Source organism: Skermanella pratensis, from assembly GCF_008843145.1.
GTDB lineage: Bacteria > Pseudomonadota > Alphaproteobacteria > Azospirillales > Azospirillaceae > Skermanella > Skermanella pratensis.
This window is the reverse complement of record NZ_CP030265.1, coordinates 5,555,875-5,573,325: the sequence shown is the minus strand read 5'-3', so window position 1 is coordinate 5,573,325 and position 17,451 is coordinate 5,555,875. Positions and strand designations below refer to the sequence as shown.

The following is a 17,451-nucleotide window of genomic DNA, read 5'->3' as shown; positions in this document are numbered from 1 at the left end:
GCGGTCAGTGGACCGCTTCGCCGTGCAGGGCGAGGTCGAGGCCTTCGCGCTCGACGTCCTCGCTGACCCGCAGGCCGACGACCACGTCGATCACCTTCAGCAGGACGAAGGAGGCGACGGCGCTCCACACGATGGTGGCGGCGATGCCCCAGAGCTGGGTGACGACCTGGGCGCCGTTGCCTTCCAGCAATCCTGGATAGCCGCCGATCGCTTCCTTGGCGAACACGCCGGTCAGGACCGCGCCGACGATGCCGCCGACGCCATGCACGCCGAAGGCGTCCAGGCTGTCGTCATAGCCCAGCATGTATTTGAGGCTGGTGGCGCCCCAGAAGCAGACCACGCCCGAGACGATGCCGATCACCAGGGCGCCGCCCGCGTCGACGAAGCCCGAGGCCGGGGTGATGGCGACCAGGCCGCCGATCGCGCCGGAGATGATGCCGAGCACGCTCGGCTTGCCCTTGGCGATCCACTCCGCGAACATCCAGGCCAGGGCCGCGGCCGCGGCGGCGACCATGGTGACCAGCATCGCCATGCCGGCGCGGCCGTTGGCGGCACCGGCCGAGCCGGCGTTGAAGCCGAACCAGCCCACCCACAGAAGCGAGGCGCCGATCAGGCTGAGCACCAGGTTGTTGGGGACGAAATGCTCGGTCGGGTAGCCGCGGCGCTTGCCGACCACGATGGCCGCGACCAGCCCGGCGATGCCGGCATTGATGTGGACGACGGTGCCGCCGGCGAAGTCCAGCACGCCGTCGGCGAACAGGAAGCCGTTCGGATGCCAGACCCAGTGGGCGACCGGGGCGTAGACCAGGAGCGACCAGAAGCCGGTGAACAGCAGCATGGCCGAGAACTTCATGCGGTCGGCGAAGGCGCCGGTGATCAGCGCCGGGGTGATGATCGCGAAGGTCATCTGGAACATCACGAACACCGATTCGGGGATCGTGAAGGCGACCGGAGCCTCCAGTCCGGCGCCCAGGGTGAACGGCGCGGACATGTCCATGCCGGCCATCAGCACCTTGGAGAAGTCGCCGAAATAGGCGTTCCCGTTGCCGAACGCGATGCTGTACCCGACCAGCACCCACAGCACGGCGACGAGGCAGCAGATCGCGAAGCTCTGCATCACGGTGGCCAGCAGGTTCATCTTGCGGACCATGCCGCCGTAGAACAGGGCCAGGCCCGGGATGGTCATCATCAGGACCAGCGCGGTCGAGGTCAGCATCCAGGCGGTATCGCCCGTGTCGATGGTGGGGGCTTCGGTCTGGGCCAGCGCGCCGGCCGGCAAGGCGACCGCTCCCAATATCGCCGCAAGCAGCGGAACAGCGAAGGCAAACAGACGGCTCATTCTAAACTCATCCTCTCGATCAGTTCGACACGGCCCGCTCGATCTTGGGACCCGGACCGGCGGTGCGGTCCGGAGCCTGATCCTTTTACGGGTTCGGGCGGCGGGCATCGGCGAAACCGGCCGAGGCCCCAAGGCCTGCCCATCGTTTCAAGATCCGTGCCGCTCGAAAAATGAGCAGTTTCGGCGGTTGCCGCGCGGACCGCCGCGCACGGGCCGGGCAGCGGACCGGATCGGAGCCCGCTATTTGCTTAAAAAAAAGGCGATATACCGGGGTCCGGCGGGGACGAAGAAAGCGGAAACAAAGGGCGAAACGTGCCGTGCCTTTGACATAATTCTTCCCAAACACGACCGTTTCGGGAAGTCGCTTAAAAAACAGGCAGTTTTGGAGATCCACACCCCGTTTCGACCGTGGGTGCTTCGGCAACCGCCCTGTGCGCTCCCTCGTTGAGTTGGCTCCCGGCAGCGAAATGTGGCAGGGTGGCGGCAAGGATGCGCCCGGATCCAAGGTGCCGCCCGCTCCGGGCCCGGTCCGGAACCGCATCCAGCGAGGCATCCAACGAGAAGGTCTCCCGGCAAGGGTCCTCACATAGGGTCAAGGAGAAATCCACAGTGGCTATCGAACGTGAACTGCGGATCGCGCCGCGACGCGCCATCGCGCTGGTGCTCGCCGGGGGGCGAGGCAGCCGCCTGAAGCAGCTCACCGACCGGCGCGCCAAGCCGGCGGTCCATTTCGGCGGCAAGTTCCGCATCATCGATTTCGCGCTGTCCAACTGCATCAATTCCGGGTTCCGCCGGATCAGCGTCATCACCCAGTACAAGTCCCACAGCCTTCTGGTCCATCTCCAGCGCGGCTGGGGCTTCCTGCGCGGCGAGATCAACGAGTTCGTCGATTTCCTGCCGGCCCAGCAGCGCATCGACGAGACCTCCTGGTACCAAGGCACCGCCGACGCCGTGTACCAGAACCTGGACATCCTGCAGGGCCACGGCGCCGAGCACGTGCTGATCCTGGCCGGCGACCACATCTACAAGATGGACTACGCCGCCATGCTGGAGTGGCACATCAGCCGGGGCGCCGACGTGACCGTCCCCTGCGTCGAGGTGCCTCGCATGAACGCGACCGGCTTCGGCGTGATGCATGTGGACGACCACGACCAAGTCGTCAGCTTCCTGGAGAAGCCGGCCGACCCGCCGGCGATCCCCGGAAAGCCGGACAAGGCGCTGGCCAGCATGGGGATCTACGTCTTCAATGCCAAGTTCCTGTACGACCAGCTCCGGCGCGACGCCGCCGACCCGACCTCCAGCCGCGACTTCGGCAAGGACCTGATCCCCTACCTGGTGCCGCGCGCCAAGGTGATGGCCCATCGCTTCCAGGACAGCTGCATCTACAGCCAGCCCGAGGCCGAGCCGTACTGGCGCGACGTCGGCACGATCGACGCCTACTGGGAGGCCAACCTGGACCTGACCAAGGTGACGCCGGACCTGAACCTCTACGACAGGCAGTGGCCGATCTTCACCTACCAGGAGCAGCTGCCGCCGGCCAAGTTCGTGTTCGACAGCGACGACCGGCGCGGCATGGCGGTGGACAGCCTGGTATCGGGCGGCTGCATCATCTCAGGCGCCAGGATCACCGGATCGCTGCTGTTCAGCTCGGTCCGGGCCAACTCCTATTCCAGCCTGACCGAGGCGGTCGTGCTGCCCCAGTGCGACATCGGCCGGCACGCCCGGCTGACGAAGGTGGTGGTCGACCGCGGCTGCCGCATCCCCGACCACCTGGTGGTGGGGGAGAACCCGGACGAGGACGCCCGGCGTTTCCACCGCACCGAATCGGGGTGACGCTGATCACCCGCGACATGCTCGCCCGCCTGGGCGCCTGAGGAGACGTTTCGAAAATGCGCGTTCTCCATGTCGCTTCCGAAGTCTATCCGCTGATCAAGACGGGGGGCCTGGCCGACGTCGCCGCGGCCCTGCCCGCCGCCCAGATCGAGATCGGGATCGACGCCCGGCTGCTGGTGCCGGGCTATCCCGCGGTCCTGGCGAAACTGGCCGACCTCAGGCCGGTCCGCACCCTCGCCGATCCCTGGACCCGGGGCGGCTCCGTCCTGATGCTGGGCCGCACGCCCGACGGCGTGCCCTGCTACGCGGTCGACGCGCCCGAACTGTACGACAGGCCGGGCAATCCCTACCTGGGGCCGGACAACCGCGACTGGCCGGACAACCACCTGCGCTTCGCCCTGCTCGGCTGGGTCGCCGCCTGGCTCGGCGGTCCGGACGGAGGGCTGCGCTGGCGGCCGGACGTGGTCCACGGCCATGACTGGCAGTCCGGCCTGGCTCCCGCCTACCTGGAACTGGGCCGGGAGCAGCGGGCCGGCCCGCGCCCGGCCACGGTCCTGACCATCCACAACATCGCCTACCAGGGCCTGTTCCCCGCGGGCCTGCTCGCCGAACTCCAGCTGCCCGCCACGAGCTTCACGGTGGACGGGCTGGAGTATTACGGCCAGATCGGCTTCCTGAAGGCGGGGCTGTTCTATGCCGACCGGATCAGCACCGTCAGCCCGACCTATGCGGAGGAGATCCAGTCGCCGGACGGCGGCTGGGGCCTGCACGGCCTGCTGGCGTCCCGGGCGGGCGACCTGTGGGGCATCCTGAACGGGGTCGACTACGGCGTCTGGTCGCCGGCGGTCGATCCGGCCCTGGTCCGGCCCTACGACCTGGACAGCCTGGAGGACAAGGCGGCCAGCAAGACGGCGCTGAGGGAGGAGTTCGGGCTGGAGCAGCGCGACGGCGCGCCGCTGTTCGGCGTGGTCAGCCGGCTGACGCCCATGAAGGGGTTCGACCTGCTGCTGTCCGCGATCCCGGCGCTGGTGGCCGAGGGCGCCCAGTTCGCCGTGCTGGGCAGCGGCGAGGGCTGGTTGGAGGACGGTTTCCGCGACCTGGCGGAACGCCACCGCGGGCAGGTCGGCGTCCATGTCGGCTACGACGAGCCGCTGTCGCACCGCATCCAGGCGGGGACGGACGTGATCATGCTGCCGTCCCGGTCGGAGCCGTGCGGGCTGATCCAGCTCTACGGCCTGCGCTACGGCACGCTGCCTTTGGTCCGCCGGGTCGGCGGCCTGGCCGATACCGTGGCCGACGCCCAGGACTGGGCGATCGACCGGGGGGAGGCGACCGGCTTCGTGTTCGACCACGCCACGGTGGAGGACCTGGCATGGGCCTGCCGCCGGGCCGTCGCCCTGTACCGGGACCCGGCGCGCTGGCGCTCGGTCCAGCGGGCCGCGATGCGCAAGGACTTCTCCTGGGCGGCCTCGGCCCGGCGCTATCTGGAGATGTACCGAACGGTTTACCCCGACGAGTGAGCCGGAATATTATCCGGTTCACATCGGGGGTCCTTCTGTGCGATGCATAGGGCTTGCGTACCGAACCCGAAAACCTCTCAAGATTTTGAGCCAAGCCCTGTCGATCAATGGTGGGCCCGCCGGTGGCCGCCCGACCGGCGGCCGGCCCGCCCATGGCCGGGATGCGGCGCTGGAAACGCTTCGGCGGGTCTACGGCTATGACGCCTTCCGGGGCCAGCAGGCACGGATCATCGATCATGTGATCGCCGGCGGCGATGCCCTGGTGCTGATGCCGACCGGCGGCGGCAAGTCGCTGTGCTTCCAGATCCCGGCCCTGGTGCGTCCCGGCGTCGCGGTCGTCGTCTCGCCGCTGATAGCATTGATGCGCGACCAGGTCGACGCCCTGCGCCAGGTCGGCGTCAACGCCGCCTACCTGAACTCCTCGCTCGACTGGCGCGACGCCGCCGAGGTCGAGCGGCAGGTGGCGCAGGGCGAGCTGGACCTGATCTACGTGGCGCCGGAGCGGCTGGTCACGCCCCGCTTCCTCGACCTGCTGGAGCGCAGCCGGGTCTGCCTGTTCGCGCTGGACGAGGCGCACTGTGTGTCCCAGTGGGGGCACGACTTCCGGCCGGAATACCTTCAGCTGTCGATCCTGCACGAGCGGTTCCCCACGGTGCCGCGGGTGGCGTTGACCGCGACCGCCGACGAGCAGACCCGGGCGGATATCCAGGCGCGGCTCAACCTGGGCGACGCCAAGGTCTTCATCGACAGCTTCGACCGGCCCAACATCACCTACCGCGTGGTGCCCAAGCAGGAGCCGAGACGCCAGCTCTGGTCCTTCATCCAGACCCACCATGCCGAGGACGCCGGCATCGTCTATTGCCTCAGCCGCGCCAAGGTGGACGAGACGGCGGCCTGGCTCGCCGCCCAGGGCCGCGAGGTGGTGCCCTACCATGCCGGCCTGGACGCCCAGACGCGGGAGGCCAACCAGGACCGCTTCATCAAGGGCGAGGGTGTGATCGTGGTCGCCACGGTCGCCTTCGGCATGGGCATCGACAAGCCCAACGTGCGCTTCGTCGCCCACCTGGACCTGCCCAAGAGCATGGAGGCCTATTACCAGGAGACGGGGCGCGCCGGCCGCGACGGCTTGCCGGCCGACGCCTGGATGGCCTACGGCCTGTCCGACGTGGTCGCGATGCGCCAGATGCTGGAATCCAGCGAGGCCCCGGTCGAGATCAAGCGGATCGAGCGCCACAAGCTCGAAGCCCTGATCGGCTTCTGCGAGACCGCCGCCTGCCGCCGGCAGGTGCTGCTGAACTATTTCGGCGAGGTGCTGCCGGAACCCTGCGGCAACTGCGACACCTGCCTGGAGCCGGTCGAGACCTTCGACGGCAGCATCGCGGCGCAGAAGGCGCTGGCCGCCGTCTACCGCACCGGCCAGATGTTCGGCACCGGCCACCTGATCGACGTGCTGCGCGGCACCGTGACGGAGAAGGTCGCCAAGTTCGGCCATGACCGGATCAAGACCTTCGGCGTCGGGTCGGACATGAGCAAGCAGGAATGGGGTTCGGTCTACCGCCAGCTGGTCGCAGCCGGTTACTTGAAGGTCGACCACGAGGGCTACGGCGCGCTCCACCTGACCCGGTCGGCCGCCCCGGTGCTGAAGGGCCAGCAGGGCATCCGGCTGCGCCGCGACAACCAGGCGGCGGTCAAGAAGTCGCTCCGCGCCCAGCGCGGCAGCCGCGGCGGCAGCAGCGCCCCCGCCGTGCTCGGGCCGGCCGACGACGACCTGTGGCACAAGCTCAAGGCCTGCCGCCTGGAACTGGCGCGCGCCCAGGGCGTGCCGCCCTATGTCATCTTCCACGACAGCACCCTGCTGGAGATCGTCCGCCAGAAGCCGCGCGACGCCGGGAGCATGGGCCGGATCGCCGGCATCGGCGCCAGCAAGCTGGAGCGCTACGGCGACGCCTTCCTGGACGTGGTCCGCCAACACGGGTAGCGCCGCGGGGTGCGGCCAAACGCGCGTTTCGGTCCCCTCCGGCATGTGTACGATGGCGTGACGGACCGGACAAAGCCGGGGCCTGCCGTCACCTTCGCATCGGATGCCGCCATGGCCGATTACGCCAGCAAGCTCGAAGAGCTGAAGAGCACCCTCCTGACGGCGGACAGCTTCGCCCGGGTGCAGGAGAAGTTCTTCGACGACCTGGGCATGAACCCCGACTTCATCGCCGCGGGCAAGGCCGCCGACATCCCCCTGCTGAAGGCCGCGTTCGAGCAGGTCGGCTGCCGGGTGCTCGGCCCGAATTGCACCGTCCATGGACTCGCCCTGTTCAGGATGGAGGCTGACAAGTTCGTCCATGGCGGCTGCATGATGAACGGCTGCCTGGCCACGGTCCTTTATTTCGAGGACGTGGACGTGGGCCTGGTCGCGGTCTCCACCGACTTCAGCACCGGCGCCATGACCTATGCCCGCATTTCGCTGCTGGAGGGGCGGGAGGGGTTGGAATCCGGCCCCGTCGCCCCCGGCCCCGGCACGATCCAGTGACCGGACGGGAAACGACCATGAGCGGCTACAAGCTCAAGCTTGAGGAAATGAAGAAGGTCCTGGTCATCGACGAGGATTTCGGCCGCGTCTACCGGATCTTCTTCGACGAGATCGCGTGCCATCCCAGCTTCATGGCGCTGGGCAAGAAGGAGAAGAGCCCGCTGATAAAGGCCACGCTGAAGCTGGTCGGCGAAAGCCTGTTCGGCACCCCCTGCGAGGTGACCGGACTGTTCCTGTTCCGGCTTAAGCAGGAGAAGTTCATCCATGGCTGCTGCAACCTGAACGGACACCCGACGACCATCATCTATTTCGAGGACATCGACATGGGCATGTCCGCGATGATCCGCGACATGCGGACATCCATGATGACCTACAGCCGCATCACCACCACCGTGGTCAAGGAGACCGGCAAGGCCGGCAACCTGGTTTCCGGCGGCATATCGCGGCATTGAGACCATTGGTTATCGGTCAACCCGGGGGACTGCCCGTCCTGAGCCGGTAGCCGACGCCCGGCTCGGTGATGATCAGCGCCGGGCGGCCGGGGTCGGCTTCCAGCTTCTGGCGGAGCTGGTTGACATAGACGCGGAGATAGACGGTGTCGTGGGCATGGGCGGGCCCCCAGACCTCCTTCAGGATCTGGCCGTGGGTCAGGATCTTGTCGCGGTTGCGGACCAGCAGGCTGAGCAACGCATGCTCCTTGGGCGACAGGCGCTGTTCGGTTCCGTCGCGGACGGCAAGGCGCCGGGCCAGGTCGATCGTCAGCCCGCCGATCACCAGCCTGTCCGGATCGGCCTCGGCGCCGCCGCGCTGGCGTGATGCCGCCCGGATACGCGCCATCAGCTCGCCGATCCCGAACGGCTTGACCATGTAGTCGTCGGCGCCGCGGTCCAGCGCCTCGACCTTGTCCGTCTCGTCGGACCGGACCGACAGCACGATGATCGGGACGGGGCCGCCCTCGCGGATTGCCGTGATCACCTCCTGCCCGTCGATGTCCGGCAGGCCCAGGTCCAGGATCACCAGGTCGGGCCGCTCGGCCGCGGCGGCCTCGATCCCTCCTGCGCCGGTCTCCGCCTCCACCACGCGATAGCCCGACGCGGTCAGGCTGATCCGCAGGAACCTGCGGATCTGCGGTTCGTCGTCGATCACCAGGATCGTCAGCATTCACACGGCCCGTTCTGAATTATCCACAGATGGACGCAGCTGGACACAGATATCCTTGGAATGCACTGCAGGCCCGAGGCAGGAGTCGATCCCCCGGCGGTTTTCCTAACTGTGTCCAATCGCGGTAGGGACGCCCGTTACCGGGCGCCCCCCGCACAGAACCGGACGTGCCCGATTAAGGCATCCGGCTCCCACCTTGGGTGTTTGACGCGGAAGCGGTTTCCGGGCCAGGGATGAATGATGCGCGGCCGTGGCAGCCAGTGATCGGCAAGGCGCGTGAGTTTGTCCCACGGTGTCTTGTCCTTCTGGCTGCGCCGACGCAGCGCCCTCATCCACAGGACGCCGACATGGTAGCGCAGGTTGGCAAGGGCCCGGTAGTTGGTCGGGACGGCGAAGTAGGCGTAGAAGCCGCTCATCACCTGTCCCAGCCACCGGCCTTGCTCCGGGATGCCCTGGTGCCAGCGCCGCCGGAGTTCCTCCTTGATTTCCTTGAGCTTGGCCTGCTTGCGCTGGCGCCGGGTCTGGCGTCGCAGCAGGAAGCCGCCACGCCGGGACCGCCCACAGATGTGGGTGAAGCCCAGGAAGTCGAAGGTCTCCGGTTTTCCCGCGCCGCGCTTGGCCCGGTCGGCCTGTGCCTGCCGGCCGAACTCGATCAGGCGGGTCTTGTCGGCGTTCAGTTCCAGGGCGAACCGCGCCAGGCGCTCCCGCAAGTCCGCGAGGAACCGCTCGGCGTCCGACCGGTGCTCGAACCCGACGACGGTGTCGTCGGCGTAGCGCACCACGACCATGGTCCCGGTCGCGTGGCGCTGGCGCCACTGCCGGACCCACAGGTCGTAGACGTAGTGGAGATAGACGTTGGCCAGCAGTGGCGATGCCACCGCCCCTTGCGGGCTGCCGGCCGTCGCCGGCTGCCGTTTCCCCGTCTCGTCCACCACGCCGACCGTCAGCCACTTGCGGATCAGCCGCAGGACGCGGGCATCGCCGATCCGGTGTTCCAGGAACCGCATCATCCAGGTGTGGTCGATGCTGTCGAAGAACGCCCGGATATCGGCATCCAGGATCCAGTTCACCCGGCACTCGCCGATCGCCACCGCCAACGCGTCGAGCGCGTCGTGCTGCCCCCGTCCCGGCCGGAAGCCGTAGGAGAAGCCGAGGAAGTCTTCCTCGTAGATGGCGTTCAGCACCTCCACCAGCGCCCGCTGGACGATCTTGTCCTCCAGCGCCGCGATCCCGAGCGGCCGCATCCGGCCGTCCGGCTTGGGGATGACATGCCGGCGTGACGGGTGCGCCCGGTAGCGGCCGGAATGCACGCGGTCCTTCAGGTCCGCCAGCCGTTCCTCCAGCCCCTCCGCGTACTCCCGCCACGTCATTCCGTCCACACCCGGTGCCGCGTCCCGCTTCAATGCCCGATAGGCAAAGCGCAGCAGGTCGGTATCCACGTGCGTCAGAAGGGTGGTGAACCGCTCCTCCTTTCGCTCCCGTGCCGCTTGACGTATGCGCTCCAGCCCCGAGAGCACGGGGGCCCGGTCCTGAGCCCGGCCCGTGTGCGGCGGAGACGCATTCCCCTCGGCCCCACCCCTTCCCTCCACCGGCTCCGCGTCCGCGTTCGCCGGCTTCACAGGTACTATGGATGGGTCTGACCTCTTCGGCGCGTGCGTCACCGGCTACGGCTCCTCGCCTTCCCGGTGCGGACCAGACGGCCATCGGCCCCTGGTCACGCCGAAGATCTCCCGGTTCCCGCGCAAGGAGCGTCCGCACATGCCAGGGTCTCTGACCACGCCGGACCGCCGGGGTGCTCGCATGACGCGCCCCGCCGTATCGCCTTCCAGGCACAGAACCCTGTCGGCATCCGGGATCGAGATTCTTACGCGGCTCAATGGCTGGCCTATGCGCTCCCCTGTCAACGCTTCGCCGGCGGCCTCGCGACCGCCGCCGCATGACTCGGGGCCGGTGTGGGTCGCTACTCCTTCACCGTACAGGACTTTCACCCGCTACTCCTTGCCGGTCTCCCGGCGCTCTCTGCGTCCATCTGTGGACGATAATGGAAAACCGAACTCATTCGACCACCTCCGGCGGCGGCGCCGTCGGCAGGCGCATGACGATGCAGGTGCCGGCGCCGTTCAGGCCCGGCTGGGCGGAGATGCGGCCGCCGTGGGCCTCGACGATGCCGCGGCAGATCGCCAAGCCGAGGCCGGTCCCGGCGGTCCGGCTGTCGCCGTCCTCCACCCGGTATAACATGTCGAAGATCCGTTCGCGGTCCTCCGGGGCGATCCCCGGCCCCTGGTCGCACACCTCGACGATGGCCTGGTCCCCGCGCGCGACCGCCCAGACGGTGACCGGCGTTCCCGGCGGCGAGTATTTGCAGGCATTGTCGATCAGGTTGAAGACCACCTGCTCCATCAGCATCGGGTCCAGGCGCAGCAGCGGCACCGCCGGATCGATCTCGACCTTGACCGTGCGGCGGCGCAGAAGCTTCTTCCCCCGCTCGATCGCCGACGCCACGATGTCGCGCAGGTCCACCCAGTCGGTACGCGGCCGGAGCTGGCCCGACCCCAGCCGGGTCATGTCCAGCAGGTTCTGCACGAAGCGGTTCAGCCGCTCGGCCTCCTCCTGGATGGTCTGGGCCAGCTCCAGCCGGTCGGCGGGGTTCAGCGTCCCCTCGTAGGAGACCAGGCTGGAGGCGGCGCCCAGGATCGAGACCAGCGGCGTGCGCAGGTCGTGCGACAGGGAGGAGAGCAGGGCGGAGCGCAGGCGCTCGGTCTCGGTCGCAAGACGCGCGTGCTCGATGTCGGCGACCAGGTTGGTGCGCTCGATCGCCAGGGCGGCCTGGTCGGCCAGGCTGTCGAGCAGGCGGCTTTCCTCCGGCGAGAGCAGGCGGCCGGCCGCTTCCATCTGCACGCCCAGCACGCCGACCGGGCCGCGCCCGGTCTTCAGCGGCAGGAACAGCCAGTCCGACGTCGGCAAGGTGGCGGAACCCCGGCCGGCCGGCTGGGCGTTGGCCCAGGCCCAGTCGGCCGCCGCCCGCGCCTTGTCGTCCAGCCTGTCCTCCGGCGGGAAGCCGGCCCGGACGGCGAGCCGGCCGTCCTCCGGCAGCAGCACCAGCGAGCGGCCGCGCAGCGTGGAGGCCACATGGTGGACCACGGCCCACAGCACGTCGTCCTGGTTCGCCGCCGCGGCGATCCGGCGGCTGAAATCGTAGAGGTTGGTGGTCCGCCGGGCGCTCAGCCGGGTCGCCTCCACCTGGGTCCGGACGCGGGCCGCCAGGTTGCTGGTGATGAAGGCGGTGATCAGGAAGAACACGACCGTCAGGATGTTCCGCGTGTCCGCGATGTCGAAGGTGAACAGCGGATCGGTGAAGAAGAAGTTGTACGCCATGAAGCTGGCGACCGACACGGCGATCGACGGCCCCAGCCCGTGGCGGATCGCGACCAGCAGCACCGCCATCAGGTAAATCAGCGAGATATTGGGCAGGTCCAGGAACAGGCTGAGGCCGTAGCCGCAGGCCGAGGCCGTCGCGGTCGCCACGGCCGCGACGGCGTAGCCGGTCCAGTCCAGGCGCTTCCTGCGGGCGGCGGCCGGCGGCGGCTTGGCCTCCCCCTCGTCCTCGCCGCCGACCACCGTCACGTCGAAGCTGTCGGCGCGGGCCAGCAGCTCCGCCGTGACGCTGCGCCGGCGCAGGAACGGCAGGCCGCCGCGGCGCGGCCGGCCGGCGATGATCTGGCTGACGTTCCGGGCGCGGGCGAAGTCCAGCAGTTCGGCCGCCACCGACTCGCCCTGGACCACCCTGGTCTCGGCGCCAAGCTGCCCGGCCAGCCGCAGGGCATCGGAGATGCGGTTCTTGGCCTCCTCCGGCAACCCGGCATGGCGCCAGGTTTCCACATGGACAGCCATCCACGGCGCCTGCCGGCGGTCCGCCGTCCGCTTGGCGGTGCGGACCAGCCGCATCACCGCCCTGCCGTCGCCGATGCAGGCTAGGATACGCTCGCGGGTCGGCCACGGCCCGGGGATCGCGTGGGCGCGCATGTAGTTGACCATCTGCGCGTCGACCCGCTCGGCGGCGGCGCGCAATGCCATCTCGCGCAGCGCGGTCAGGGTCCCGGCGGAGAAGAAATGGTCGACCGCGCGGCGCGCCTGGTCGGGGACATAGACCTTGCCCTCCGCCAGCCGCTTGATCAGCGTCTGGGGCGGCAGGTCGATCAGCTCGATCTCGTCGGCGGTCTGGAGCACGCCGTCGGGCACGGTCTCGCGCACCCGTATGCCGGCGATGCGCTCGACGACGTCGTTCAGGCTTTCCAGGTGCTGGATGTTGAGGGTCGAGTAGACGTCGATCCCGGCGGCCAGGATCTCTTCGACGTCTTGGTGCCGCTTCAGGTGCCGGCTGCCGGGGATGTTGGTGTGCGCCAGCTCGTCCACCAGCACCAGCCTCGGCCGGCGCTTCAGGATGGCGTCCAGGTCCATCTCGCGGAAGGTCAGGTCGCGGTACTCGACCGGCCGGCGCGGCACCACCTCCAGCCCGGCGAGCAGGGCCTCGGTGTCGCGCCTTCCATGGGTCTCGACGATCCCGGCGACCACGTCCACCCCGTCGAGCCGCTGGTCGCGCGCGGCTTCCAGCATGGCGTAGGTCTTGCCCACGCCCGGAGCCGCGCCCAGGAAAACCTTGAGACGGCCGCGCCGCTCGCGGTTGGCTTCCGCGAGCAGCGCTTCCGGCGAGGGTCGGTCGGCTTCGGCCATCAGGTCCCGTCGAGAGCGAGGTTGAGCATCAGCACGTTAACGCGCGGCTCGCCGAAAACGCCCAGGGTCCTGCCCTCCGTCAGGCGGGCGACCAGCGCCCGCAGGTCGGCTTCCGGGATGCCGCGCGCCTTCGCGATGCGCGGTACCTGCCACAGCGCGGCCTCCGGCGAAAGATGCGGGTCGAGCCCGCTGCCCGACGCCGTGACCAGTTCGACCGGAACCGGGCCGCGCGCCGCAGCGTCCGGGTTGGCCGCCTGCTGGGCCGCTGTCCGGGTCCGGACATCCTCGGCCAGCTTCCCGCTGGACGGCCCGAGGTTCGAGGCGCCGGAGGCGGCGGCCTCGTACCCGACCGCCGAGGGCCGGGGCTGGAAATGCGCCGGCCGGGCGAAGGGCTGGGCGATCAGCGCGGAGCCGACGGCCTTGCCGTCGCGCATCACCAGGCTGCCGTGTGCCTGGACCGGAAACAGCGCGCCGGCGATCCCGGTGACGGCCAGCGGATAGAGCACGCCGGTGATGAGAGTCAGCACGGCAAGCATCTTCAGGGCCGGTTTCAGTTCCTTGAACATTTTCTTTCCTCAGACCAGGCCCAGGGCGTTGACGCCCAGGTCGATCAGCTTGATGCCGATGAACGGCACGACGAGCCCGCCCAGGCCATAGACCAGCAGGTTCCGCCGCAGCAGGCTGGCGGCTCCCGCCGGCTGGTAGCGGACGCCCTTCAGGGCCAGCGGGATCAGCGCCACGATGACCAGGGCGTTGAAGATGATCGCCGACAGGATCGCGCTGGAGGCGCTGCCCAGGCCCATCACGTTCAGCGCCTCCAGCTGGGGATAGGCCGCCACGAACAGCGCCGGGACGATGGCGAAGTATTTCGCCACGTCGTTGGCGATGGAGAAGGTGGTCAGCGCACCGCGGCTCATCAGCAGCTGCTTGCCGATCATCACGATCTCGATCAGCTTGGTCGGGTCGCTCTCCAGGTCCACCATGTTGCCGGCCTCGCGGGCCGCCTGGGTGCCTGTGTTCATGGCGACGCCCACGTCGGCCTGGGCCAAGGCCGGCGCGTCGTTGGAACCGTCGCCGCACATGGCGACCAGCTTGCCCTCGGCCTGTTCCTGGCGGATCAGCTCCAGCTTGCGCTCGGGCGTGGCCTCCGCCAGGAAATCGTCCACCCCGGCCTCGGCGGCGATCGCGGCGGCGGTCAGCGGGTTGTCGCCGGTGATCATGACGGTCCGGATGCCCATCCGGCGCAGCGTCGCGAAACGCTCCCGGATCGCCGGCTTGACGATGTCCTTCAGGTGGATGGCGCCCAGCACCCGGCCGCCCTTCGCCACCACCAGCGGCGTCCCGCCGGCCTTGGCGATCCGCTCGACCGCCTGGCGCAGGTCGCGCGGCACCGCGCCTTCCCCGACATGGCGGGCGATCGCGTCGGCGGCGCCCTTGCGGATGCTGACCGGTTCCGCGCCGAACCCGGACGGCATGTCCACGCCGCTCATCCGGGTCTGCGCGGTGAAGGGGACGAAGGCGAAGCCCGCCGTCTCCACCCGCTGGAAGCCGAACCTGCGCCCGGCCAGCGCCACGATCGACTTGCCCTCCGGCGTGTCGTCGGCCAGCGAGGCGAGGAAGGCGGCTTCCGCCAGGTCGCGCTCGTCCACGCCAGGGACGGGGGCGAACTCCGCCGCCTGCCGGGCGCCCAAGGTGATGGTCCCGGTCTTGTCCAGCAGCAGGGTGTCGATGTCGCCCGCCGCCTCGACCGCGCGGCCGGACTTGGCGATGACGTTGAAGCGCACCAGCCGGTCCATGCCGGCGATGCCGATCGCCGACAGCAGCCCGCCGATGGTGGTCGGGATCAGCGTGACCAGCAGGGCCACCAGGAACACCACGGGCAGGGTGATTCCGGAATAGCGGGCGAAGGCTTCCAGCGTCACCACGACCACCAGGAAGATGATGGTCATGCCGGCCAGCAGGATGTTCAGCGCGATCTCGTTGGGGGTCTTCTGGCGCTTGGCGCCCTCGACCAGCGTGATCATGCGGTCCAGGAAGCTCTCGCCCGGATTGACGGTGATCCGGACCACGATCCGGTCGGACACGACGCGGGTGCCGCCGGTCACCGCCGAGCGGTCGCCGCCGCTCTCGCGGATGACGGCGGCGGATTCGCCGGTGATGGCTGATTCGTCCACCGTGGCGATGCCGGCGACCACGTCGCCGTCGCCGGGGATCACCTCGCCCGCCTCCACCACCACGAAGTCGCCGGCCTGCAGGCTTGCGGCGGGGACCGACTGCCACTCCGCCGCGGCCGGGTCGGCCAGCCTGCGGGCGGCGGTCTCCGTCTTGGTGCGGCGCAGGCTGGCGGCCTGGGCCTTGCCCCGGCCCTCGGCGACCGCCTCGGCGAAGTTGGCGAACAGCACGGTGACCCACAGCCAGGCCGTGATCTGGCCGGCCACGGCGAGGCCGGCGGCGCCCTCGCCGCCGCCCTCGCCGCCGCCCCCGCCGCCGATGACGAGGTCGCGGACGAACAGGACGGTGGTCAGCGCCGCCACCACGGCGGTCACGAACAGGACGGGGTTGCGGGCCAGCTCGCGCGGGTCGAGCTTGCGCACGGCGGCGCCTGCCGCCTGCGCCGCGATGCCGGCGTCGAACAGGGAAATCTCGGAAGTGCGGTGGCTCATCGGTTCATGTCCGCGAAGGGGGCGCCCGGTGGGAGCGCCAGATGTTCGGCGACCGGCCCCAGCGACAGCGCCGGGAAGAAGGTCAGGCCGCCGACGATCAGGACGGTGCCGACCAGCAGACCGACGAACAGCGGCCCGTGGGTCGGGAAGGTGCCGGCCGATGCCGGCAGCGTCTTCTTGGCGGCGAGGCCCCCGGCGATCGCCAGCACCGGCAGGATCACCAGGAAGCGGCCGAACAGCATGGCGAACCCGATCGCCGTGTTGTGGAACGGGGTGTCGGCGCCGAAGCCGCCGAAGGCGGAGCCGTTGTTGCCGGTGCCCGACGCATAGGCGTAGAGCAGTTCCGACAGGCCGTGCGGCCCCGGCTCCTGGATCGAGGCGGCGGCGTCGGGCACGACCAGCGACAGGGATGAGAGCCCCAGCACCCCGAACGGCACGGTCAGCGCCGCGATCATGGCCAGCTTGATCTCCCGCGCCTCGATCTTCTTGCCGAGATATTCCGGCGTGCGGCCGACCATCAGCCCGGCGATGAAGACCGCCAGCAGCACGAAGATCATCATGCCGTAGAGGCCGGCGCCGACGCCGCCGAACACCACCTCGCCCAGCATCATGTTGACCATCGGCACCATGCCGCCCAGCGGCATGAAGCTGTCATGCATGGCGTTGACCGAGCCGTTGGACGCGGCGGTGGTGGCGACCGCCCACAGGGCGGAGTTGGCGATGCCGAAGCGGACCTCCTTGCCTTCCATGTTGCCCGCTTCGGACCATGCCGCGACGGCGATGCCGGCCACCAGCATGATCGCCATGGCGGCGAAGATCGCCCGGCCCTGGCGGCGGTCGCCGACCATCCGGCCGAAGGTGTCGGTCAGCCCGGCCGCGACCAGCAGCAGGAACAGCATCTGCACCAGGTTGGAGCCGGGCGTCGGGTTCTCGTAAGGGTGCGCCGAGTTGACGCCGAAGAAGCCGCCGCCGTTGGAGCCGATCTGCTTGATCGCGACCTGCGACGCCGCCGGCCCCTGGGCGATCAGCTGGCGCCCGCCTTCCAGGGTTTCGGCGGTGACATAGGCGTCCAGGTTCTGCGGCACGCCCTGCCAGACCAGGAACAGCGCCATGGCGAAGGCGAGGGGCAGCAGCAGGTAAAGCGTGCCGCGCACCAGGTCCGCCCAGAAATTGCCGACCGTCCGGCTGCCGCGCCGGGCGAAGCCCCGGATCAGCGCCATCAGCACGGCGATGCCGGTCGCGGCGGAGACGAAGTTCTGCACGGTCAGGCCCGCCATCTGGGCGAGATAGCCGAGCGCCGCCTCGCCGCCATAGGCCTGCCAGTTGGTGTTGGTGGTGAAGCTGACCGCCGTGTTGAAGGCGAGGTCGGCGTCCATGCCGGCCATGCCCTGCGGGTTCAGCGGCAGCCAGTCCTGGAGGCGCAGCAGCGCATAGAGCAGCAGCAGGCCCAGCAGGTTGAACGCCAGCAGCGAGGCGGCATAGCCGGTCCAGTGCTGCTCCGCCCGGGGATCGACGCCGCACAGGCGGTACAGGCCGCGCTCGACGGGACCCAGTGCCCGGTCGAAGGGGGCGGGGCCGTCGCCGAACACGCGGGCCATGTAGCCGCCCAGGACCGGCGCCGCGGCGGTGAGGATGACGAGATAAAGGGCGATCTGGAGAAGTCCGGCGGAGTCCATGTCC

At 69.3% G+C, this 17,451-nt stretch carries 11 protein-coding genes and 1 pseudogene; 5 read left to right on the top strand and 7 right to left on the bottom strand.

Annotated features, from left to right (window positions below; all coding sequences use genetic code 11):
• Positions 1–4: 4 nt before the first annotated feature.
• Positions 5–1,339, bottom strand: coding sequence for an ammonium transporter (locus DPR14_RS25585; protein WP_158047662.1), 1,335 nt, complete (start codon positions 1,337–1,339; stop codon positions 5–7).
• Positions 1,340–1,948: 609 nt separating this feature from the next.
• Here DPR14_RS25585 and glgC point away from each other — a divergent pair.
• The 5 genes and pseudogenes from glgC (at position 1,949) to DPR14_RS25560 (ending at position 7,668) form a co-directional block, all read left to right on the top strand.
• Positions 1,949–3,213 (top strand): annotated as a pseudogene (gene glgC / locus DPR14_RS25580) (glucose-1-phosphate adenylyltransferase).
• Positions 3,214–3,228: 15 nt separating this feature from the next.
• Positions 3,229–4,692 carry a glycogen synthase GlgA gene (gene glgA / locus DPR14_RS25575; protein ID WP_158047661.1) on the top strand — a complete coding sequence of 488 codons (1,464 nt, stop codon included), beginning with the start codon at positions 3,229–3,231 and terminating at the stop codon, positions 4,690–4,692.
• Positions 4,693–4,777: 85 nt separating this feature from the next.
• Positions 4,778–6,670, top strand: a complete 1,893-nt coding sequence (gene recQ, locus DPR14_RS25570) for a DNA helicase RecQ (protein ID WP_425500995.1) — start codon at positions 4,778–4,780, stop codon at positions 6,668–6,670.
• A gap of 111 nt (positions 6,671–6,781) precedes the next feature.
• A complete protein-coding gene (locus tag DPR14_RS25565; RefSeq protein ID WP_158047660.1) occupies positions 6,782–7,216 on the top strand; it encodes a hypothetical protein in 435 nt (144 codons plus the stop codon).
• Positions 7,217–7,233: 17 nt separating this feature from the next.
• Positions 7,234–7,668, top strand: coding sequence for a hypothetical protein (locus DPR14_RS25560; protein ID WP_158047659.1), 435 nt, complete (start codon positions 7,234–7,236; stop codon positions 7,666–7,668).
• Positions 7,669–7,684: 16 nt separating this feature from the next.
• Here DPR14_RS25560 and DPR14_RS25555 read toward each other — a convergent pair whose 3' ends face one another.
• The 6 genes from DPR14_RS25555 to kdpA form a co-directional block, all read right to left on the bottom strand.
• Positions 7,685–8,377, bottom strand: coding sequence for a response regulator (locus DPR14_RS25555; protein WP_158047658.1), 693 nt, complete (start codon positions 8,375–8,377; stop codon positions 7,685–7,687).
• A gap of 137 nt (positions 8,378–8,514) precedes the next feature.
• A complete protein-coding gene (ltrA, locus tag DPR14_RS25550; RefSeq protein WP_343038679.1) occupies positions 8,515–9,894 on the bottom strand; it encodes a group II intron reverse transcriptase/maturase in 1,380 nt (459 codons plus the stop codon).
• 538 nt (positions 9,895–10,432) lie between these two features.
• Complete coding sequence (locus DPR14_RS25540; protein WP_158047657.1) at positions 10,433–13,108, bottom strand: sensor histidine kinase; 2,676 nt, start codon at positions 13,106–13,108, stop codon at positions 10,433–10,435.
• On the bottom strand, positions 13,108–13,674 hold the full coding sequence (gene kdpC / locus DPR14_RS25535; protein ID WP_158047656.1) for a potassium-transporting ATPase subunit KdpC: 567 nt from the start codon (positions 13,672–13,674) through the stop codon (positions 13,108–13,110). Before kdpC ends, DPR14_RS25540 begins: the two co-directional genes overlap by 1 nt.
• A 9-nt stretch (positions 13,675–13,683) precedes the next feature.
• Complete coding sequence (gene kdpB, locus DPR14_RS25530) at positions 13,684–15,771, bottom strand: potassium-transporting ATPase subunit KdpB (RefSeq protein ID WP_158047655.1); 2,088 nt, start codon at positions 15,769–15,771, stop codon at positions 13,684–13,686.
• A complete protein-coding gene (kdpA, locus tag DPR14_RS25525; RefSeq protein WP_158047654.1) occupies positions 15,768–17,447 on the bottom strand; it encodes a potassium-transporting ATPase subunit KdpA in 1,680 nt (559 codons plus the stop codon). Before kdpA ends, kdpB begins: the two co-directional genes overlap by 4 nt.
• Positions 17,448–17,451 lie beyond the last annotated feature (4 nt).